Annotated in this window: 18 protein-coding genes; 7 read left to right on the top strand and 11 right to left on the bottom strand. The window is 70.9% G+C overall.

Annotated features, from left to right (window positions below):
* The first annotated feature begins 30 nt into the window (after positions 1 to 30).
* Genes ribA through ACFYRX_RS44915 form a run of 5 tightly spaced genes read left to right on the top strand, consistent with a single transcriptional unit; the run spans position 31 to position 5,061 of the window.
* The gene (gene ribA / locus ACFYRX_RS44935; RefSeq protein WP_389112992.1) at positions 31 to 690 is read left to right on the top strand and encodes a GTP cyclohydrolase II; all 660 of its coding nucleotides are present in this window, start codon (positions 31 to 33) and stop codon (positions 688 to 690) included.
* Positions 691 to 736: 46 nt separating this feature from the next.
* Positions 737 to 1,705, top strand: coding sequence for an ornithine cyclodeaminase family protein (locus ACFYRX_RS44930; RefSeq protein ID WP_389112990.1), 969 nt, complete (start codon positions 737 to 739; stop codon positions 1,703 to 1,705).
* Positions 1,702 to 2,835: an NAD(P)/FAD-dependent oxidoreductase gene (locus tag ACFYRX_RS44925; protein ID WP_389112988.1), complete on the top strand. Its 1,134-nt coding sequence runs from the start codon at positions 1,702 to 1,704 to the stop codon at positions 2,833 to 2,835. The genes ACFYRX_RS44930 and ACFYRX_RS44925 overlap by 4 nt, the downstream gene beginning before the upstream one ends.
* Positions 2,832 to 3,896 carry a saccharopine dehydrogenase gene (locus ACFYRX_RS44920; RefSeq protein WP_389112986.1) on the top strand — a complete coding sequence of 355 codons (1,065 nt, stop codon included), beginning with the start codon at positions 2,832 to 2,834 and terminating at the stop codon, positions 3,894 to 3,896. The genes ACFYRX_RS44925 and ACFYRX_RS44920 overlap by 4 nt, the downstream gene beginning before the upstream one ends.
* The gene (locus ACFYRX_RS44915) at positions 3,889 to 5,061 is read left to right on the top strand and encodes a saccharopine dehydrogenase family protein (protein ID WP_389112984.1); all 1,173 of its coding nucleotides are present in this window, start codon (positions 3,889 to 3,891) and stop codon (positions 5,059 to 5,061) included. Before ACFYRX_RS44920 ends, ACFYRX_RS44915 begins: the two co-directional genes overlap by 8 nt.
* On the opposite strand, the gene ACFYRX_RS44910 is transcribed toward ACFYRX_RS44915, so the two are convergent.
* Positions 5,058 to 6,284: a serine hydrolase domain-containing protein gene (locus ACFYRX_RS44910; RefSeq protein WP_389112982.1), complete on the bottom strand. Its 1,227-nt coding sequence runs from the start codon at positions 6,282 to 6,284 to the stop codon at positions 5,058 to 5,060. The genes ACFYRX_RS44915 and ACFYRX_RS44910 overlap by 4 nt on opposite strands.
* Positions 6,285 to 6,402: 118 nt before the next feature.
* Entirely contained in the window at positions 6,403 to 6,942 is a 540-nt protein-coding gene (locus ACFYRX_RS44905) for a PQQ-binding-like beta-propeller repeat protein (RefSeq protein ID WP_389112980.1), read from the bottom strand.
* 514 nt (positions 6,943 to 7,456) lie between these two features.
* Between ACFYRX_RS44905 and ACFYRX_RS44900 the strand changes: the two genes are divergently transcribed.
* Entirely contained in the window at positions 7,457 to 7,894 is a 438-nt protein-coding gene (locus ACFYRX_RS44900; protein ID WP_389112979.1) for a VOC family protein, read from the top strand.
* A gap of 71 nt (positions 7,895 to 7,965) precedes the next feature.
* On the opposite strand, the gene ACFYRX_RS44895 is transcribed toward ACFYRX_RS44900, so the two are convergent.
* Both ACFYRX_RS44895 and ACFYRX_RS44890 read right to left on the bottom strand, forming a co-directional pair.
* Entirely contained in the window at positions 7,966 to 9,306 is a 1,341-nt protein-coding gene (locus ACFYRX_RS44895; RefSeq protein WP_389112977.1) for an MFS transporter, read from the bottom strand.
* A gap of 128 nt (positions 9,307 to 9,434) precedes the next feature.
* Positions 9,435 to 10,100: a TetR/AcrR family transcriptional regulator gene (locus ACFYRX_RS44890; protein WP_389112975.1), complete on the bottom strand. Its 666-nt coding sequence runs from the start codon at positions 10,098 to 10,100 to the stop codon at positions 9,435 to 9,437.
* A 150-nt stretch (positions 10,101 to 10,250) separates the two neighbouring features.
* Here ACFYRX_RS44890 and ACFYRX_RS44885 point away from each other — a divergent pair, with 150 nt between their 5' ends.
* The gene (locus ACFYRX_RS44885; RefSeq protein WP_389112973.1) at positions 10,251 to 11,126 is read left to right on the top strand and encodes a shikimate dehydrogenase; all 876 of its coding nucleotides are present in this window, start codon (positions 10,251 to 10,253) and stop codon (positions 11,124 to 11,126) included.
* A 7-nt stretch (positions 11,127 to 11,133) separates the two neighbouring features.
* Here the strand turns inward: ACFYRX_RS44885 and ACFYRX_RS44880 are convergent, their stop codons facing one another.
* From ACFYRX_RS44880 to tal, 7 genes are all read right to left on the bottom strand, one after another.
* On the bottom strand, positions 11,134 to 12,597 hold the full coding sequence (locus tag ACFYRX_RS44880) for a membrane-associated oxidoreductase (protein WP_389112971.1): 1,464 nt from the start codon (positions 12,595 to 12,597) through the stop codon (positions 11,134 to 11,136).
* A gap of 88 nt (positions 12,598 to 12,685) precedes the next feature.
* Positions 12,686 to 13,273: a histidine phosphatase family protein gene (locus ACFYRX_RS44875; protein ID WP_389112969.1), complete on the bottom strand. Its 588-nt coding sequence runs from the start codon at positions 13,271 to 13,273 to the stop codon at positions 12,686 to 12,688.
* 6 nt (positions 13,274 to 13,279) lie between these two features.
* Complete coding sequence (gene gnd, locus ACFYRX_RS44870) at positions 13,280 to 14,158, bottom strand: phosphogluconate dehydrogenase (NAD(+)-dependent, decarboxylating) (protein ID WP_389112967.1); 879 nt, start codon at positions 14,156 to 14,158, stop codon at positions 13,280 to 13,282.
* 1 nt (position 14,159) lies between these two features.
* On the bottom strand, positions 14,160 to 15,812 hold the full coding sequence (gene pgi / locus ACFYRX_RS44865; RefSeq protein WP_389112965.1) for a glucose-6-phosphate isomerase: 1,653 nt from the start codon (positions 15,810 to 15,812) through the stop codon (positions 14,160 to 14,162).
* A gap of 203 nt (positions 15,813 to 16,015) precedes the next feature.
* Positions 16,016 to 16,951, bottom strand: a complete 936-nt coding sequence (gene opcA, locus ACFYRX_RS44860) for a glucose-6-phosphate dehydrogenase assembly protein OpcA (RefSeq protein WP_389112964.1) — start codon at positions 16,949 to 16,951, stop codon at positions 16,016 to 16,018.
* Positions 16,948 to 18,525: a glucose-6-phosphate dehydrogenase gene (gene zwf, locus ACFYRX_RS44855; RefSeq protein WP_389112962.1), complete on the bottom strand. Its 1,578-nt coding sequence runs from the start codon at positions 18,523 to 18,525 to the stop codon at positions 16,948 to 16,950. The genes opcA and zwf overlap by 4 nt, the downstream gene beginning before the upstream one ends.
* Positions 18,522 to 19,667, bottom strand: coding sequence for a transaldolase (gene tal, locus ACFYRX_RS44850; protein ID WP_389112961.1), 1,146 nt, complete (start codon positions 19,665 to 19,667; stop codon positions 18,522 to 18,524). Before tal ends, zwf begins: the two co-directional genes overlap by 4 nt.
* Positions 19,668 to 19,681: the final 14 nt, after the last annotated feature.

The following is a 19,681-nucleotide window of genomic DNA, read 5'->3' as shown; positions in this document are numbered from 1 at the left end:
GGCCTTTCGTCTCTGCTTAGGAACCAGATCATGACAGATAACGTTGGCGTACTCGGCAAGAAGGCACCACAGCGTACGGGTGTGGAGCGCGTGGTGAATGCACCGCTGCCCACCGTGTACGGGAAATTCCAGGCGGTCGGCTATCTCGATCACGACCGCGGAGACGAACAAGTCGCCCTGGTCCACGGTGACATAGGCTCGGACGACGTCCTCGTCCGGCTGCATTCCGAGTGCCTGACCGGTGACGCGTTCGGCTCGCAGCACTGCGAGTGCGGCGACCAGCTCGACGCCGCGCTGCGGGCCGTGGTCAAGGCGGGCAGCGGCATCGTCGTCTACCTGCGCGGCCACGAGGGCCGGGGCATCGGTCTGCTCGCCAAGCTGCGCGCGATGGCCCTGCAGGCGGAGGGCCTGGACACCGTCGAGGCGAACCTCGCGCTCGGTCTGCCGGTGGACTCCCGCGACTACGGCGTCGCCGCCGGGATCTTCCACGACCTGGGCGTGAACTCGGTCCGCCTGATGTCCAACAACCCGCGCAAGCGCGAGGCGCTGCAGCAGCACGGCATCAGGGTCACCGAGACGGTGCCGCTGCTGATCACGCCCTGCGAGAGCAACATCACCTATCTGCGCACCAAGCGGGAGCGGCTGGACCATGTCCTGCCCCATCTGGACGCGGTGGCCCACCTGTCCTGACCGCCCCGAGGGTTCCCGGGGCGGGGGATCCGGACAGGAAGAGGGCATGACCGACGACGTCCTCTTCCTCTCCGGAGATCAGGTGACGCGCCTGCTCGACGTGGACACCGCCATCGCCTCGCAGCGTGCGGCCTTCACCGCGCTCGGCTCCGGCACGGCCGACCTGCCGGCGAAGATCATGCATCCGAGCCGTTTCGACGACAGTGTGGTCTTCGCGTACGTCTCCCGGCTCTCCGCCGACTCCGGGGCCGTCGCGAAGTTCGGCAGCGTCAACCCGGGCAACGCGGCGGCGGGGCTGCCCACGATCCACGCCGTGGTGTCGGTGCTCGACCCGGTGACCGGCCGCCCGGCCGCCGTCATGGACGGTGCCGCGGTGACGACCCTGCGCACGGCCGCCGCGAGCGCCGTCGCCGTCGACGCGCTGGCCACGCCCGACAGCGCCGACCTGGCCGTCCTGGGCTCGGGCACCCAGGCCCTGGCCCATGTGCGGGCGATCGCCCGGGTCCGGGACCTGAAGTCCGTACGGCTGTGGAGCCCGACCCCGCGCAACCGCGCCCGCGCGGCCGGGACCCTGGCGGACCTCGGGTTCGCCGTCGAGGCGGTCGGCACCGCCGAGGAGGCGGTGACCGGCGCCTCCCTCGTCGCCGCCTGCACGCTGAGCACGACGCCGGTGGTGCGGGGCGTCTGGCTGGCGCCCGGGTGCACGGTCGTGAGTGTGGGCTCGTTCGAGCCCACGCGCCGGGAGGTGGACGCCGAGGTCGTACGGCGGGCGGTGGCCGTCGTCGTGGACGACCCGGCGACAGCGGCCGAGCACGCGGGGCCGGTCGTGGACGCGCTCGGGAGCGGGCTGCTGGACGCGGGCGCCCTGACCGCGCTGGGAGACGTCGTCACGGGACGAGCCGTGGCACGCACCGGGCCCGACGACATCGTGTACTACAACAGCGTCGGCCTCGGCATCCAGGACGCGGCAGCCGCCTGGGCCGTGGTGCGGGCCGCCCGTGAGGAGCACGCGTGAGTCCGGTCGTGATCGGCGGCGGGGTCATGGGCACGAGCATCGCCCGCCATCTGGCACGGGCTGGCGTACCGGACGTGGTGCTGGTGGAGCGGGACGAGCTCGCCTCCGGTTCCACGTCGAAGGCGGCGGGCGGGGTGCGGGCGCAGTTCTCCGACGAGCTCAACATCCGGCTCGGGGCACGCAGTCTGGAGGCGTTCGGCCGCTTCGAGGAGGAGACCGGGCAGGACATCGGTCTGCACCGGGTCGGCTATCTGTTCCTGCTGTCGACTCCCGAGGAGGTCGCCTCCTTCGAGGACGGCGTGCGGCTGCAGAACTCCCTCGGCGTCCCCAGCCGCATGATCGACCCGGCCGAGGCGCGTCGGCTCTCCCCGCTCATCACCACCGACGGTCTCCTCGCCGCCGCCTTCTCGCCCGAGGACGGCCACTGCACACCCGAGTCCGTGGTGTACGGCTACGCGGCCGACGCCCGCCGCCACGGCGCGACGATCCTGCGGCACACCGAGGCCACCGGCATCGAACTGCACGGCGACGACATCACGGCCGTCGTGACGACCAAGGGCCGGATCGCCACCGACACGGTGATCTGCGCGGCCGGTGCCTGGTCGCGGGGGGTCGCCGCGATGGTCGGCGTGGACCTGCCCGTCGAGCCGCTGCGCCGCCAGATCGCGGTCACCGAACCGGTCGGAGGACTGCCGGCCGGCCTCCCCATGACCATCGACTTCACCACCAGCCTCTACTTCCACTCCGAGGGGCCCGGCCTCCTCCTCGGCATGTCCGACCCCGACGAGAGGCCCGGCTTCGACACCGCGACCCACGACCGCTGGATCCCGCGCCTCGCCGAGGCCATGGCACACCGCGCCCCCACCCTCCTCGACCTGCGCCGCACCGGCGGCTGGGCCGGCCTGTACGAGATCACCCCGGACCACAACGCCCTGATCGGGGAGGCCACTTCGGTCTCCCGCTTCCTGTACGCCACCGGCTTCTCCGGCCACGGATTCCTCCAGGGGCCGGCCGTCGGCGAGGTCCTCCGCGACCTGTACCTGGGCCGCGTACCCTTCGTGGACGTCAGCCCGCTCAGCGCCGGCCGGTTCGCGGCCGACGCCCCGCGCCCGGAGGCCAACCGCGTATGACCGATCTCCATCTGTGGCTGCGCCACGAGGTCCGCACCACCGAGCGACGCACGCCGGTCGTGCCGTCGGACGCCCGGCGGCTCGTCGACAGCGGGGCGACACTGACCGTCGAGGAGTCCCCGCAGCGGATCTTCCCGATCGAGGAGTACGAGGCGGTCGGCTGCCGAGTCGCACCCGCGGGGTCGTGGGTCTCACGGGCGCCCCAGGACGCCGTGGTCATCGGCCTCAAGGAACTCCCCGACGAGCCCGGCACCTTGACGCACCGTCACATCTTCTTCGGGCACGCCTACAAGGAGCAGCCGGGTGCCCCGGAACTGCTGCGCCGGTTCGCCGCCGGGGGAGGGGCGCTCCTCGACCTGGAGTACCTGGTCGACGACCACGGCCGCAGGCTCGCCGCGTTCGGGTACTGGGCCGGTTACCTGGGCGCCGCCCTGGCCGTGCTCCAGCACCGGGGCAGGCTGACTGCGCCCCTCACGCCCGCCTCGCAGGAGGAGCTGGAGGAGGTGCTGCGGCCCGTCGCCGGGGACGAGGAGTTCACGGCGCTGGTGATCGGGGCGCAGGGCCGCAGCGGCCGGGGCGCCCGCGTCGCGCTCAGGGCCGCCGGGATCGAACCGACCTGCTGGGACCTCGAGGAGACCCGGAACCTGGACCGGCCCGCCCTGCTCGCCCACGACCTGCTGGTCAACTGCGTCCTGGCCACCACCCCCGTCCCGCCCTTCGTCCGCACCGCGGACCTGGACGACCCGTGCCGCCGCCTGCGCACCCTCTCCGACGTCACCTGCGACGTCGGCTCGCCCCTGAACGTCCTGCCGGTCTACGACCGCGTCACCGAGTGGACCGATCCGGTCCGCAGCCTCCACAAGGAACCCCCGCTGGATCTCATCGCCATCGACAACCTGCCCTCCCTGCTCCCGGAGGAGGCCAGCGTCGGCTTCTCCGGGTCCCTGCTGCCCCAGCTCCTGGAGTTCGGGGTCGGCGGACCCTGGGGGCGCTGTCTGGAGCGGTTCCATCAGGCCTGCCGTGAACTCGGCATCGAGGAAGGGGAGTTCCGACGTGTCTGACCTGGTTCCCGCGACCGGCACCGTCCACTGGATCGGCGCCGGGCTCTCCACCGGCAGCGGCCTCGCCGAGCTGTGCGACACGGCCGACCGCGTGATGCTGTGGCACCGCACCGAGGAGCGGGCGGAAGAGGCCCTCGAAGGGCTGGGGCTCAACGGCCGGGCCGCGCCCCGTGCCTACACCCTGTCCGCTCTCGCGGCCGAACTGGCGCCCGGGGACGTCGTCGTGTCGATGCTGCCCGCGCCCGAGCACGCCGGGATCCTGGCCGTCTGTGTACGTGAGAGCGCCCATTTCGCCTGCTCCAGCTATGTCTCCGACGCCGTCCTCGAGCAGGTCCCGGACGCACGGAAGGCCGGAATCGTCGTCCTCACCGAGGCCGGTCTGGATCCCGGCATCGACCACCTCTTCGCGCACAGCCTCGTCGGCAGGGCCCGTGAGGCGATCGGCGACGCGACCCCGGCGTCCTACGGGCTCACCTCGTACTGCGGCGGAGTCCCCGCGGTGCCGAACGACTTCAGGTACCGCTTCAGCTGGGCTCCCGCCGGAGTCCTGAACGCCCTTCGCTCACCGGCCCGTTACATCGACGGCGGCACTCCGACCACCGCCGACCGCCCCTGGGAGGCGACCCGGAGGCGTGACGTGGACGGCGAGACCTTCGAGGTCTACCCCAACCGCGACAGCGTGCCCTTCGTCGAGCAGTACGGACTGCCCGCCGCCTGGACACCGCGGACCTTCGTGCGCGGCACGCTGCGTCTGGAAGGCTGGCTGCGAGCCTGGGAGCCCGTCTTCGAGGAGCTGAAGGGCGGCGACGACACCCGGATCGCCGCACTGGCCCAGGAGTTGGCGGCCAGGTACCCGACGACGGACGCCGACCGCGACCGTGTCGTCCTCGCCGTCTCCCTGGACGTGCGCGCCGAGGACGGCCGCACCTGGTCCGGCGGCTACCTCCTCGACATGGTCGGCGACGAGGAGGACAGCGCCATGGCCCGCTGTGTCTCCCGCACGCTCGCGCTCGGAGTGGGCCATGTCCTGGACGGCTCCCTGCCCGCAGGCCTGAACCGGGCAGCGGAGACTGCGGACCGGTCCGAGAAGTGGCTGGGTGAACTCGCCCGCGACGGCGTCCACTTCACGCTCAGGGTGGATCACCAGCCGCTCGGAACGTCCTAACCGACGACGGCCTCGTGCACCAGCCGCTTGAGGTCGGGGAAGAGCTTCAGCGTCTTCGGCCGTACCTGGGTGAAGAACTGGACGCTCAGATCGCGGCCCGGGTCGACCCAGAACGTCGTGGACGCGGCACCGCTCCAGCCGTAGGTACCGAGGCCCGAGGGGGCCGGGGTGCGGGCGGGGTCGATCACCACGGAGACGCTGAGGCCGAAGCCGAGGCCGTCGTTGCCGGGCTCGTCGTGGGCGGGCTTGGTGCCGAAGGAGCGCAGGTCGGCGCCGCCGGGAAGGTGGTTGGAGGTCATCAGGTCCACCGTCTCGGGGGACAGCAGACGGGTGCCGTCGAGTTCGCCGCGGCGCCGCAGCAGCTCCGCGAAGCGGTGGACGTCGTACGCGGACGCCGCCATGCCGCCGCTGCCGGACAGCAGGCGGGGGCGGCCCCGCAGCGGCAGTCCGGGGACCGGCTCGATCGTGCCGTCGTCCTTCTCGCCGTACAACTCGGCCAGCCTGTCCACCTGTTCGCCCGTCACACAGAAGCCGGCGTCGGGCATTGCGAGGGGGCCGAAGACGCGCTCGGCGAAGAAGGTGTCGAGCGGCTGACCGGACGCGACCTCGATGACCCGGCCCAGCACGTTGGAGGCGACCGAGTAGTTCCACTGGGTGCCCGGCTCGAACTGGAGCGGCAGGCTCGCGTACACGGCGACCGTCTCGGCGAGGTCCGAGCCCGGCAGCACGGACGAGTCGAGGCCCGCCTCGCGGTAGAGGGCGTCGACCGGGTGGGAGTGGTAGAAGGCGAAGGTCAGACCCGCGGTGTGGGTCATCAGATGCCGGACCAGTATCGGACCGTCGGCCGGACGGGTCGTGAGCGTGTCGCCCGATCCGGACACGTACACGCGCGGCTGCGCGAACGCCGGCAGGTACTCGGCGACCGGGTCGTCCAGCGACAGCCGCCCCTCCTCGACCAGCAGGAGCGCGGCCACCGCGGTGACCGGCTTGGTCATCGAGTAGATCCGCCACAGGGTGTCGGGCTCGACCGGCAGTCCGGCCGCGAGGTCGCGGTGGCCGTGCGCCGTGAGGTGGGCGACGCGTCCGCCGCGGGCGACGGACACCAGGAAGCCGGGCAGCCGGCCCTCGTCCACGTAGTGGGCGAAATGCTGGTCGAGGCGGTCGAGCGCCTTCATGTCCAGCCCCACATCACCGGGGTCGACCTCTTGCCGCAGCTGTGCCATCGCTCTCCTCCGTCGCGTACGTCGAGGTGCGGACGGGTATACCCGGCCCGGACCACCTCAGACATCATCGTCGCTCAGGAATCCGCGACGATCTGCGGGGCGGCCGAAACCGGCTGGTCTACGGCAGCCGGTCGATGGCGGCGATGCCCGTGAGGGTGGCCACGTACACGTGCCGGGCGTCGGCCACGGGGCTGTACTCGGGCAGGACCGACACCCCGTCGAGGGTCAGTACCCGCTGCGGTACGCCGTCGCGGTCCACGACGTACAGCTTCTCGCCGAACAACGCGTAGACGAGGCCTTCGTAGACGGTGGGGGTGTTTTCGGCCGTGCCGCCCTGCCCGTCGACCGTCCACACCGGGGAGCCGTCCTGAGGATCGACGGCCACGAGCTTGCCGTACGACATGTGGACGACCAGACCTGCGAACCTGGCACCGTCCGCCGGGACGACGGCGGTCCCGTTGAACTGGTTGGGGCGCCGGTCGGCGGACTCCGTCGCGAACCCCTTGAGCCGTGTGCCCTTCGCCAGTTCGAGAGTGACGAGTGCGCCGCCGGACATCGGCACGTAGACCACGTTCTCGGCCACCACGGGCGGCTCCTCCACAGAGCCCGGCATCCGGGCGCTCCACTCCAGGAACCCGTCGAGCGCGTACGCGCGCACCGTGCCCTTCTCGGCGGACCCGTCGGTGGCAACCGGCCTCAGAAACCGAGTGGGTCGCTGCCGCGAGCTCGACCCTGTTCGTGACGGCTTGTCAGGCGGCAGGCGACGCGCGGCCCGCGCGCCCCGGCCGTCCCTGAAACCGGCCGGAGCGCGCGGTGGTCCGTTCGCGGCGCAATGCTGTGCTTTTCTGCTCGTTCGGGCCGATGTTCTTGCTGGAAACGTCAGATGTCAACGGGGCGAGGGCGCGGGTGAGGTCCTACGCCCCGGGAGCAGGACGGATGGCCGATGCCCCGACGATCACGGCTCCCTACGCTGACCGGTGCACCGAGAACACCGGTCGCCACTCGTCACACAGAGGGAAGAGGCCACCATGCCCGTCGACGGCCGCGGCCACCTCCGTATCGCCCGCCCTCGAACCCCGCTCCACCGAGGAGGACCTCCTACGGTGGCGGACCCGGACCGGGGTCAGCGGCTGGGCAGGCCGGCTGTCGGTGGTGCGCAGTACGGTCCTGACATGGCTGCCACTTTCGATCTCACCCTGGACTGCGTGGACGCGCCGGTCCTGGCCGCGTTCTGGAAGACCGCGCTGGGCTATGCCGACGAGCCGCCGCCCGCGCCCTTCGCCACGCGGGAGGAGTGGCTCGCGCAGTTCGACCTGCCCGAGGACGATCCGGGGACCGGCGGCGGTGCCTGGCTCTGCGATCCGGACGGGGACGGACCCCGGCTGTCCCTCCTCCAGGTCCCCGAGCCCAAGACGGCCAAGAACCGGCTCCACATCGACGTGCGGGTGCCGGGGCACGGCAGCCCCGCCGAGAGATGGGCGCGTGTCCGGGCCGAGTCCGAGCGGCTGGTGACGGCGGGCGCGAGGGTTCTGGCGGAGTTCGACGGGCACCACGTCGTGATGGCCGACCCGGAGGGCAACGAGTTCTGCGTGGCCGCGGCCCCCGCCTGACCGGGACGGGGTGAGCCCCCAGTGCCGACGGGGCGTCCGGGGGCTCGAAGCGGGGGAGACGAAAGGGTCGGTCAGGCGCTCACCGTCTCCGGGTGGGACGCCTTGCGGGGGGTGCGCGCGCCGAGGTCCTCCGTGGCGACCTTGTGGGTCTCGCGGGCCGTCAGGGCGGCGATCACCGGCGGGACGCACAGGGCCGCGGTGAACAGGGCGACCGACGACCAGTCGGTGCCGTCAGGACCGGCGATCTGCGCCGCGAAGGTGACCGCGAAACCGGCCACGGCGAAGCCGATCTGCGTGCCGATCGCCATACCGGACAGCCTGACCCGGGTGGAGAACATCTCGCCGTAGAAGGAGGGCCACACCCCGTTGGCGGCGCTGTAGACCACGCCGAAGGTGACGATGCCGAGCAGCAGGGTCAGCGGGTAGTTGCCCGTGGAGATCGCCCACAGGTACAGGAACATCATGATCGCGCTGCCCACCGCGCCGACCAGGAAGACCGGCCGTCGGCCGATCCGGTCCGACAGGGTGGCCCACAGCGGGATCGCGGCGAGCGCCACGAGGTTGGCCAGCGCGCCCACCCACAGCATCGAGGACCGGCTCATCCCGACCGCGTCACTCGTCGCGTACGCCAGCGCCCACACCGTGAAGATCGTGGAGACCGAGGCGATGACCGCGCCCCCGATCACCCGCAGCACGTCCGCCCAGTGCTCCCGCAGCAGCAACAGGAGCGGCAGCTTCACGACCCCCTCGGATGCGGTCTGCTGCTCGAACGCCGGTGTCTCGTCCAGCTTGCGGCGGATCACGAAGCCGACCACGGCGACCGCGACGCTCAGCCAGAACGGCACGCGCCAGCCCCAGGACAGCAGTTGGTCCTCGGGCAGCGCGGCGACCGGGAGGAAGACCAGCGTGGCGAGCAACTGCCCGCCCTGGGTGCCGCTGAGCGTGAAACTCGTGAAGAAGCCCCGTCGGTGCGACGGCGCGTGCTCCAGGCTCATGGAGTTGGCGCTGGCCTGCTCACCGGCCGCCGAGATGCCCTGGAGCACCCGGCACAGCACCAGCAGGACCGGCGCGAGGGAGCCGACCTGGTCGCGGGTCGGCAGACACCCGATGAGGAACGTCGACAGACCCATCAGGATCAGCGTGAAGACCATGATCTTCTTACGGCCGACGCGGTCGCCGAAGTGGCCCATGAACAGGGCGCCGACCGGCCGGGCCGCGTAGGCGACACCGAAGGTGGCCAGCGACAGCAGGGTCGCGTTGGCCGGGTCGGACTCGTCGAAGAAGACCTTCGGGAAGATCAGGGCTGCGGCGCTGCCGTAGATGAAGAAGTCGTAGTACTCCAGGGCGCTGCCGATCCAGGCGGCGGTGGCCGCCTTTTTCGGTTGCCCGACGGCTTCGGCGGGGACGGACACGGCGGTGCTCCATTCGGGGGGACTCCGGGGAGCTACCCAGTTAATTAACCCACTGGGTAGTTAGTAGCGGTTGCCCACGGATGCTGCGCCCACCTCCGCCGGGTGTCAAGAGGTTCGGCCGTACGACCTCAGTGACCGGACCGTTCCGCTGTCAGATAGGCGATCACCATGTCGCCGAGCATGGTCCGGTAGTGCTCCCGCTGCTCGGCGGCGACCAGATCGCGCCCGAACAGCGCGCCGAAGGTGTGCCGGTTGGCCACCCGGAAGAAGCAGAACGAGCTGATCATCGCGTGCAGGTCGACCGCGTCCACGTCGGCCGTGAACAGCCCGGACTCCTGCCCCGAGGCCAGGATCCGGCGGATCACGTCGAGCGCCGGGGAGCCGATCCTGCCGAGCTTCTCGGAGCCGGCGATGTGTACGGCCTCGTGGATGTTCTCGATGCTGACCAGGCGGATGAAGTCGGGGTGCTGCTCGTGATGGTCGAAGGTCAGCTCGGCCAGGCGCCGGATCGCCGCGACCGGGTCCAGGTGCTCGACGTCCAGTCCCTGCTCGGCCTCGCGGATCACGCCGTACGCCCGCTCCAGGACGGCCGTGAAGAGCTGTTCCTTGCCGCCGAAGTAGTAGTAGATCATCCGCTTGGTGGTGCGGGTGCGGGCGGCGATCTCGTCGACGCGGGCCCCGTCGTAGCCGGCCCGGGCGAACTCGTGTGTCGCCACGTCGAGGATCTCGGCCTGGGTGCGGGCGGCGTCGCGGATCCGCCCGTTCGGTCGTGCCGGTTCGTCGACGCTGGTCATCGAATGTCCTCGGGTCCTTCGGAGTGCGGCCGGTGCCGCAGATTCTAGAAGGCGGGCGGGGCGTCGGTGTCGAGGCCTTCCCCGGGGAGCGTATGACTGATATAGCTAACGTACTAGTTCGTACATTAGTGATCGGCTCAGGAGGTCCACGTGGCCAAGGACTCGTATCTCGTCGGACTGATCGGCGCCGGTATCGGGCCCTCACTGAGCCCGGCGCTGCACGAGCGGGAGGCCGACCGGCAGGGCCTGCGCTATGTGTACCGGCTCATCGACATCGACGCGCTCGGTGTCCGCCCCGAGGCGGTCGGCGAGCTGGTGCGGGCCGCCCGGGACCTGGGCTTCGACGGGCTGAACATCACCCACCCCTGCAAGCAGCAGGTCATCGGGCACCTGGACGCGCTCGCCCCGCAGGCCGAGGCGCTCGGCGCGGTCAACACCGTCGTCTTCGAGGACGGCCGCGCGACCGGCCACAACACCGACGTCACCGGCTTCGCCGCGTCCTTCGCGCGCGGGCTGCCCGACGTGTCCCTGGAGCGGGTCGTGCAGCTGGGCGCGGGTGGCGCGGGCGCGGCCGTCGCACACGCCACGCTCACCCTGGGCGCCGGCCGGGTCACCGTCGTCGACGCGCTCGCCGACCGTGCGGCGGATCTCGCCGCCTCGCTGAACCGCCACTTCGGAGCGGGCCGCGCCGCCGCGGCCACGCCGGACCGGCTGCCCCGGCTGCTCGGCGACGCCGACGGCATCGTGCACGCCACCCCCACCGGCATGGCCGCCCACCCCGGCCTGCCCTTCCCGGCCGGACTGCTGCGCCCCGAACTGTGGGTCGCCGAGGTGGTCTACCGCCCGCTGGAGACCGAACTGCTGCGCGCGGCCCGCGCGTTGGGGTGCGCCACGCTGGACGGCGGTGGCATGGCGGTCTTCCAGGCCGTGGACGCGTTCCGGCTGTTCACGGGACGGGAGCCGGACGCGCCGCGGATGCTGGCGGACATCGCGGAGCTGGCGGGTGTGGTCGGGGCTCCCAAGTAGCCTCGGTTCACTGCCGGTTGACGGTCCGGGTGACACCGGCGAAGACCGTCGTCGCGAGGATCCAGCCCGCGACGACCAGGGCGTACGACAGCCACTGGTACCCCCCTTGCGGCGCGAAGGCGCCCTCCTGGCCGAAGGAGATCACCGGCAACAGCAGGTCGAGGGTGTAGAACAGCGCGTTGAACTGCGGAGCCTCGTCCGCCTTGAGCGGTGGCGGGTGGTGCAGCCCGTAGGCGAGGGTGCCGACGGCGAGCAGGGAGACCAGCCAGACGCAGGCGCGCAGCGGGTGGAAGCCGTAGCCGACGGTGGCGTCCTGGACGTGGCCCCACAGGCGTCCGTACCAGGGCAGCGTGGCCCGTTGACGCCGTTGCTTGGCCAGCTGGACCAGTCGAGCGGCGCGGTCGTCGCCGATGCGGCGGTAGGCGGCGGTCAACTGCTCGTAGGCGTGCGGGACATAGCCCTCGCGGTCCCGTTCCAGCATCGGCAGCCGGCGCTCGGCGGGCTCCTGCGGGGTGAGCGAGGTGTAGACGAGCTTGTTGAACTGCACCTCCTCCGGCACCACTTCGGGTTCCAGGAACAGGTCGTCGATCTGGGCGCGGCGCAGACTGAGGGTGCCCTGCACGGGTGGCCCCTTGCGCAGCCAGAGCTCACCGATGGTGGAACTGTTCGCCCTGAGTGCCGCGTCGCCCGGATTGGACAGATGCGCGTACGAGAAGTCGAGCCGGCCCGCGATCCGGGCACCCCGCATACCGATCCAGCCGAAGGTATGCGCCCGGCGAAGATGGACATCGCCCTCCACGACGAGGGTCTGCGCGTCGAGGACGATGTCGCCCGGGTGGCTCAGCCGGACGTCGTTGAGGTTGGCGGACCCGGCGATCGTGGCCCCGTTGAGGCGCATCTCCCCGTGCACGCGCAGCCCCGGCGCCCACAGGTCGTCACCGATGGACATGTGGTTGAGCTGGAGCGCGGGCTCACCGGCGTCGACGGCGGTGATCTCGGCGCGGTCCATGAACAGCGCCCCGGCGATCTGCGCCCCGCCGAGCCGCACCGGCCCCTGCACCCGGGAGTCCGTCAGCCGCAGAACGGCCTCCACCCGCATCGTGGCGGCGGTGAGGCCGGGCAGCACGGAGTTGCTGAGGTTCAACTGGCGCAGCCGGCTGCCGTACAGCAGCGGTACGTCGTCGAAGAAGCAGTGGCTGAGCCGTACGGCGTGGTCGACCGTTCCGTACTGGAGCCCGAGCACTCCGGTGATCCGGGCGCCCGCCAGCTTGAGCGCGGGTATCTCCCCGTCCTCGAGCGGCCCGTTGAGCATCAGCGCCCGCAACACCGTTGCCCGCACGGTCCGCTCAGGACCCCACTCGGCGCCCTGCGCCACGTCCTCGTCCTCGGCCGCACGGAAGTCCACGGCCTCGCCCCGCGGGAAGGCACGCCACACCCGCAGTTCGGCCGGCGTCATGTTGTCGATCTCCATCAGCGGCGACTCTGACGCCACCGTGCGCGACTGTCAACCAGGCACCGCGCGGCCCGGGCCACCACGGTGACCCGGGCCGTCCGTCACGTCAGGGCCTGGTGTTCCACTCCGCGATCACCGGACGGTCGTGTTCCGTCGACAGCCGGCTCACCGTCGCGGTCTCCAGCTGGAACAGGCGGCCGTCCGCCGGGGCGAGACCCAGGCGGCGGGCCGTCAGGACGCGCAGGAAGTGGCCGTGGGCCACGAGCACCACGTCGCCGTCGGTCAGGGCGGTGTCCACCCGGGCCAGTACCCGGTCGGCGCGGCGGCCCACCTCCTCGGGGGACTCACCGGGGTGTCCGTCCGGGCCGGGCGGGACACCGTCGGCCCACAGGTACCAGTCGGGCCGGGTGCGGTGGATGTCGACGGTGGTGACGCCCTCGTAGGCGCCGTAGTCCCACTCGTGGAGGTCGGGCTCCGTCAAGGCCCCGTTGATGCCCGCCAGTTCGGCGGTGCGGACGGCGCGGCCCAGCGAACTGGTCAGCGCGAGCGAGAAGGTCCGGCCCGAGAGGAGCGGAGCGAGGGACTTGGCCTGTTCCTCGCCCCGCTGGGTGAGGGGCAGGTCGGTCCAGCTGGTGTGCTGTCCCGACGCGCTCCACTCCGTCTCTCCGTGGCGGACCAGCAGAAGATCCCCCACGACGGGCTACTTCTTGGACTCGACGGCGTGGCCGCCGAACTGGTTGCGCAGCGCCGCGATCATCTTCATCTGCGGGGAGTCGTCCTGACGGGACGCGAACCGGGCGAACAGCGAGGCCGTGATCGTGGGCAGCGGCACCGCGTTGTCGATGGCCGCCTCCACGGTCCAGCGGCCCTCGCCGGAGTCCTGAGCGAAGCCCTTCAGCTTGTCCAGGTGCTCGTCGTCGTCCAGGGCGTTGACCGCGAGGTCGAGGAGCCAGGAGCGGATGACGGTTCCGTCCTGCCAGGAGCGGAACACCTCCCGCACGCTGTCCACCGACTCGACCTTCTCGAGGAGCTCCCAGCCCTCGGCGTAGGCCTGCATCATGGCGTACTCGATGCCGTTGTGGACCATCTTGGAGAAGTGCCCGGCGCCGACCTTGCCCGCGTGGACATAGCCGTACGGCCCCTCGGGCTTGAGCGCCTCGAAGATCGGCTGGAGCCGCTCCACGTGCTCCTCGTCGCCGCCGACCATGAGGGCGTAGCCGTTCTGCAGGCCCCACACGCCGCCGGAGACACCGGCGTCGACGAAGCCGATGCCCTTGGCGCCGAGCTCCTCGGCGTGCTTCTCGTCGTCGCTCCAGCGGGAGTTGCCGCCGTCGACCACGGTGTCACCGGGGGAGAGGAGCCCGCCCAGCTCGTCCACGACGGACTGGGTCGCGGCCCCGGCCGGGACCATCACCCAGACGACCCGCGGCGCTTCGAGCTTGTCGACCAGTTCGGCGAGGCTCGCCACGTCGGAGACTTCGGGGTTGCGGTCGTAGCCGGTGACGGTGTGGCCGGCGCGGCGGAGCCGCTCGCGCATGTTGCCGCCCATCTTGCCCAGGCCGATGAGTCCCAACTGCATGTCAGTGCACTTCCTTCAGTTCACGGTAGGCGGCCACGAGGGCGGTGGTGGAGGAGTCGAGGCCCGGGACGTCGGCGCCCTCGGTGAGGGCGGGCTCGACGCGCTTGGCGAGGACCTTGCCGAGCTCGACGCCCCACTGGTCGAAGGAGTCGATGTTCCAGACCGCGCCCTGGACGAACACCTTGTGCTCGTAGAGGGCGATCAGCTGGCCGAGGACGGAGGGGGTGAGCTCCTTGGCCAGGATCGTGGTCGTGGGGTGGTTGCCCTGGAAGGTGCGGTGGGCCACCTGCTCCTCGGCCACGCCCTCCGCGCGCACCTCCTCGGCGGTCTTGCCGAAGGCGAGCGCCTGGCCCTGTGCGAACAGGTTGGCCATCAACAGGTCGTGCTGCGCCTTGAGTTCGTCGCTGAGCTCGTCGACGGGCCGGGCGAATCCGATCAGGTCCGCCGGGATGAGCTTGGTGCCCTGGTGGATCAACTGGTAGTACGCGTGCTGTCCGTTGGTGCCGGGCGTGCCCCACACCACCGGGCCGGTCTGCCACTGGACGGGGTTGCCGTCCCGGTCCACCGACTTGCCGTTGGACTCCATGTCCAGCTGCTGGAGGTAGGCGGTGAACTTCGAGAGGTAGTGGGAGTACGGCAGCACCGCGTGCGACTGGGCGTCGTGGAAGTTGCCGTACCAGATGCCCAACAGGCCCAGGATCAGCGGGGCGTTGGCCTCGGCGGGCGCGTTCTGGAAGTGCTCGTCGACGATCCGGAAGCCGTCGAGCATCTCCCGGAAGTGGTCCGGGCCGATGGCGATCATCAGCGAGAGGCCGATCGCCGAGTCGAAGGAGTAGCGGCCGCCGACCCAGTCCCAGAACTCGAACATGTTGTCCGGGTCGATGCCGAAGTCCGTGACCTTCTCGGCGTTCGTCGACAGGGCGACGAAGTGCTTCGCCACGGCCTTGTCGTCGCCGAGTCCGTCCGGGCCCTGAAGCAGCCAGGTGCGGGCCGAGGTGGCGTTGGTGATCGTCTCGATCGTGGTGAAGGTCTTGGACGCGACGATGAACAGGGTCTCCGCCGGGTCCAGGTCGCGGACCGCCTCGTGCAGGTCGGCGCCGTCCACGTTGGACACGAAACGGAAGGTCAACTCCCGTGCCGCGTAGGCCCGCAGGGCCTCGTACGCCATCGCGGGACCGAGGTCGGAGCCGCCGATGCCGATGTTGACGACGTTCTTGATCCGCTTGCCGGTGTGGCCGGTCCACTCGCCGGAGCGGACCCGGTTCGCGAAGTCGCTCATCTTGTCGAGCACGGCGTGCACGGCCGGTACGACGTTCTCGCCGTCGACCTCGACGACCGCGTTCGCGGGGGCGCGCAGCGCGGTGTGCAGGACCGCCCGGTCCTCGGTGATGTTGATCCGCTCGCCGCGGAACATGGCGTCCCGCAGCCCGAACACGTCGGTGGCGGTGGCCAGTTCCTGGAGCAGGGCCAGGGTCTCGTCGGTGACGAGGTGCTTGGAGTAGTCGATGCGCAGATCGCCGACACGCACGACGTACCGCTCGGCGCGCCCCGGGTCCGTCGCGAACAGCTCACGCAGATGCGTCTGCGACTCGGCGCGATGGTCCTCCAGCGCGGTCCACTCGGGCCGGCGCGACAGCAGGGGGGAGTCAGACATGAGCAGGGGTCTCCTTGGTGCCCACAGGGGGCGTCTGATGGATCTTGCCGGCGTCGCGGCGCCTGGCACGCACATCTGCGGCGTTGTCGTCGGTCGCCGACGCTCCGCGTCGCCCGCCGCGGCAGCGGCTGATCGACACGGCTCCTCCGCCTTGCAGCTGCACGCACCAGACCCCGCTCGGCTTGGTCGAGAGGTACTGCGACTCAGAGCCGGCCTGATCCATCAGACCCCCCCTCGCCCCGCAGGGCCACGGCGTACATCTCGTCGGCGTCGAGGCGGCGGAGCTCCTCGGCGATCAGTTCGGAGGTGGTGCGGACCTTCAGGGCGAGGGTGCGGGAGGGCTGGCCCGGCAGGGACAGCGTGGCCAGCGGGCCCTCGGGGCGGTCGATGACGACCTCGCCGTTCGCCGTGCCGAGGCGGACGGCCGTGACGACCGGCCCCGCCGTGATGACCCGGTCGATCTTCACCTTGAGCCGCGCCTCCAGCCAGCGCGCGAGCAGTTCGGCGGCCGGGTTGTCGGCCTCGGCCTCCACGGCTCCGGAGATGATCTGCGCGCGGGCCTGGTCCAGGGCCGCCGCCAGCATCGAGCGCCACGGGGTCAGCCGGGTCCAGGCCAGGTCCGTGTCGCCCGGGGCGTAGGAGTGCACCCGGGTCCGCAGGACGTCGAGGGGGTTCTCCACCGCGTACAGGTCGGTGATCCGGCGCTGGGCCAGCGCGCCCAGCGGGTCCTTCGCGGGGTTCTCCGGCGCTTCCACCGGCCACCACACCACGACCGGCGCGTCCGGCAGCAGCAGCGGCAGCACGACCGAGTCGGCGTGGTCGGACACCTCGCCGTAGGTGCGCAGGATGACCGTCTCGCCGGTGCCGGCGTCGGCTCCCACCCGGACCTCGGCGTCCAGCTTGGACGACATCCGGTCGCGGGCGGTCCTGGCGTGCCGCTTGATGACGACCAGGGTGCGCGAGGGGTGCTCGTGCGAGGCCTCCTCGGCTGCCTTGATCGCGTCGTAGGCGTTCTCCTCGTCCGTGACGATCACCATCGTCAGGACCATGCCCACGGCGGGGGTTCCGATGGCGCGGCGACCCTGCACCAGCGCCTTGTTGATCTTGCTTGCCGTGGTGTCGGTCAGGTCGATCTTCATGGCCTGCGCCAGCTCCGTCCGTCTCGTGCGAGCATCTCGTCGGCTTCCTCGGGTCCCCAGGTGCCCGACGCGTACTGCGCCGGCCGGCCGTGGTTCGCCCAGTGTTCCTCGATCGGGTCGAGGATCTTCCAGGACTCTTCCACTTCCTGGTGGCGGGGGAACAGGTTGGCGTCCCCGAGGAGGACATCCAGGATGAGGCGCTCGTACGCCTCGGGCGAGGACTCCGTGAACGACTCGCCGTAGGCGAAGTCCATCGTCACGTCCCGGATCTCCATCGAGGTGCCCGGCACCTTCGACCCGAACCGGACCGTCATGCCCTCGTCGGGCTGCACGCGGATGACGATCGCGTTCTTGCCCAGCTCCTCCGTCGCGTTGTGGTCGAAGGGGGAGTGCGGGGCCGTCTGGAAGACGACCGCGATCTCGGTGACCCGGCGGCCGAGGCGCTTGCCGGTGCGCAGGTAGAACGGCACGCCCGCCCAGCGTCGGTTGTCGACGTTCAGCTTGACGGCCGCGTACGTGTCCGTCGTGGAGGCCGCGTCGATGCCGTCCTCCTCCAGGTAGCCGAGCACCTTCTCGCCACCCTGCCAGGCGCCCGCGTACTGTCCGCGCACGGCATGCGCGCCGATGTCCTCGGGGAGCTTCACGGCCCGCAGGACCTTCAGCTTCTCGGTGAGCAGCGACTCGGCGTCGAAGGCGGCAGGCTCCTCCATGGCGGTCAGCGCCATCAGCTGGAGCAGGTGGTTCTGGATGACGTCACGGGCGGCGCCGATGCCGTCGTAATAACCGGCCCGGCCGCCGATGCCGATGTCCTCGGCCATGGTGATCTGGACGTGGTCGACGAAGGACCGGTTCCAGATCGGCTCGTACATCTGGTTGGCGAAGCGCAGCGCCAGGATGTTCTGGACGGTCTCCTTGCCGAGGTAGTGGTCGATGCGGAACACCTGGTCCGGCTCGAACACGTCGTGCACCAGGGCGTTGAGCTCGCGGGCGCTCTTCAGGTCGCGCCCGAACGGCTTCTCGATGACCGCGCGCCGCCAGGAGCCCTCGGGCGCGCTGGCCAAGCCGTGCTTCTTGAGCTGCTTCACGACCTTGGGGAAGAACTTCGGCGGTACGGAGAGGTAGAAGGCGTAGTTGCCGCTGGTGCCGCGGGCCTTGTCCAGCTCGTCGACGGTGCCGCGCAGCTGCTTGAACGCCGTGTCGTCGTCGAAGTCGCCGGGGATGAACCGCATGCCCTCGGCGAGTTGCTGCCAGACCTCCTCGCGGAACTCGGTCCGGGCGTGCTCGCGCACCGAGTCGTGCACGATCTGCGCGAAGTCCTCGTCCTCCCAGTCCCGGCGGGCGAACCCGACGAGCGAGAAGCCCGGCGGCAGCATGCCGCGGTTGGCGAGGTCGTAGACGGCGGGCATCAGCTTCTTGCGGGACAGGTCGCCCGTGACGCCGAAGATGACCAGCCCGGACGGACCGGCGATACGGGGCAGCCGGCGGTCGCGGGGATCGCGCAGCGGGTTGTCCCAGTCGTCGGCGGAAAGCGCGTCGATGGCGGAAAGCGCGTCAGTGGCGGGAAGCTCGGTCATTCCCCGTCGACCCCCTTGCTGTTCAGAGACTTGGTGACGGCGTCCAGCAGGTCCTGCCAGGCCGCCTCGAACTTGGCCACGCCCTCGTCCTCCAGCTGCTGCACGACCTCGTCGTAGGAGATCCCCAGCGCCTCCACGGCCGCCAGGTCGGCGCGGGCCTGCGGGTAGCCGCCGGTCACCGTGTCGCCGGTGATCCCGCCGTGGTCGGCGGTGGCGTTCAGGGTGGCCTCCGGCATGGTGTTGACGGTGCCGGGCGCGACCAGGTCGTCGACGTAGAGGGTGTCCTTGTACGCCGGGTCCTTCACGCCGGTCGAGGCCCACAGCGGGCGCTGCTTGTTGGCGCGGGCGCCGCCGAGGGCGGTCCAGCGCTGACCGGTGAACACCTCGTCGTAGGCCTCGTACGCGAGGCGCGCGTTGGCGAGGGCGGCCTTCCCCTTGAGCGCGAGGGCCGCGTCCGTGCCCAGCACCGTCAGGCGCTTGTCGATCTCGGCGTCGACGCGGGAGACGAAGAAGGAGGCCACGGAGTGGATCGTTGCGAGGTCCAGGCCCTTCGCGGCGGCCTTCTCCAGACCGGCGAGGTAGGCGTCCATGACCTCGCGGTAGCGCTCCAGGGAGAAGATCAGCGTGACGTTGACGCTGATCCCGAGGCCGACGACCTCGGTGATCGCCGGGAGGCCGGCCCTGGTCGCCGGGATCTTGATCATGACGTTCGGGCGGTCCACCAGCCAGGCCAGCTGCTTGGCCTCGGCGATCGTCGCCGGTGTGTCGTGGGCCAGCCGCGGGTCGACCTCGATGGAGACCCGGCCGTCCCGGCCGCCGGTGGCGTCGTACACGGGCCGCAGGACGTCGGCGGCGGCGCGTACGTCGGCGGTCGTCATCATCCGTACGGCCTCGTCGACCGTGACGCCTCGCACGGCGAGGTCGGTGAGCTGCTCGTCGTAGCCCTCACCTGAGCCGATGGCGGCCTGGAAGATGGACGGGTTGGTGGTGACGCCCACCACGTGCTTGGTGGCGACGAGTTCGGCGAGGTTCCCGGACTCGATCCGCTTGCGCGACAGGTCGTCCAGCCAGATGGAGACGCCTTCGTCGTACAGGCGCTTGAGGGCTCCCGCGGTGGCGGTCGCTTCGGTCACAGTGATCATCTTCTTTCTGGCGG

The organism is Streptomyces sp. NPDC005374 (genome assembly GCF_042872225.1).
Taxonomy (GTDB): domain Bacteria; phylum Actinomycetota; class Actinomycetes; order Streptomycetales; family Streptomycetaceae; genus Streptomyces.
The sequence above is the reverse complement of the archived record's forward strand: the minus strand, read 5'-3'. Positions and strand labels throughout refer to the sequence as shown.

Coding starts and splice junctions, on each gene's coding strand:
- ribA (WP_389112992.1), top strand. CDS start 31: ATGACAGATAACGTTGGCGTACTCGGCAAGAAGGCACCACAGCGTACG.
- ACFYRX_RS44930 (WP_389112990.1), top strand. CDS start 737: ATGACCGACGACGTCCTCTTCCTCTCCGGAGATCAGGTGACGCGCCTG.
- ACFYRX_RS44920 (WP_389112986.1), top strand. CDS start 2,832: ATGACCGATCTCCATCTGTGGCTGCGCCACGAGGTCCGCACCACCGAG.
- ACFYRX_RS44910 (WP_389112982.1), bottom strand. CDS start 6,284: ATGGCACAGCTGCGGCAAGAGGTCGACCCCGGTGATGTGGGGCTGGAC.
- ACFYRX_RS44900 (WP_389112979.1), top strand. CDS start 7,457: ATGGCTGCCACTTTCGATCTCACCCTGGACTGCGTGGACGCGCCGGTC.
- ACFYRX_RS44890 (WP_389112975.1), bottom strand. CDS start 10,100: ATGACCAGCGTCGACGAACCGGCACGACCGAACGGGCGGATCCGCGAC.
- ACFYRX_RS44880 (WP_389112971.1), bottom strand. CDS start 12,597: ATGGAGATCGACAACATGACGCCGGCCGAACTGCGGGTGTGGCGTGCC.
- gnd (WP_389112967.1), bottom strand. CDS start 14,158: ATGCAGTTGGGACTCATCGGCCTGGGCAAGATGGGCGGCAACATGCGC.
- pgi (WP_389112965.1), bottom strand. CDS start 15,812: ATGTCTGACTCCCCCCTGCTGTCGCGCCGGCCCGAGTGGACCGCGCTG.
- opcA (WP_389112964.1), bottom strand. CDS start 16,951: ATGAAGATCGACCTGACCGACACCACGGCAAGCAAGATCAACAAGGCG.
- zwf (WP_389112962.1), bottom strand. CDS start 18,525: ATGACCGAGCTTCCCGCCACTGACGCGCTTTCCGCCATCGACGCGCTT.
- tal (WP_389112961.1), bottom strand. CDS start 19,667: ATGATCACTGTGACCGAAGCGACCGCCACCGCGGGAGCCCTCAAGCGC.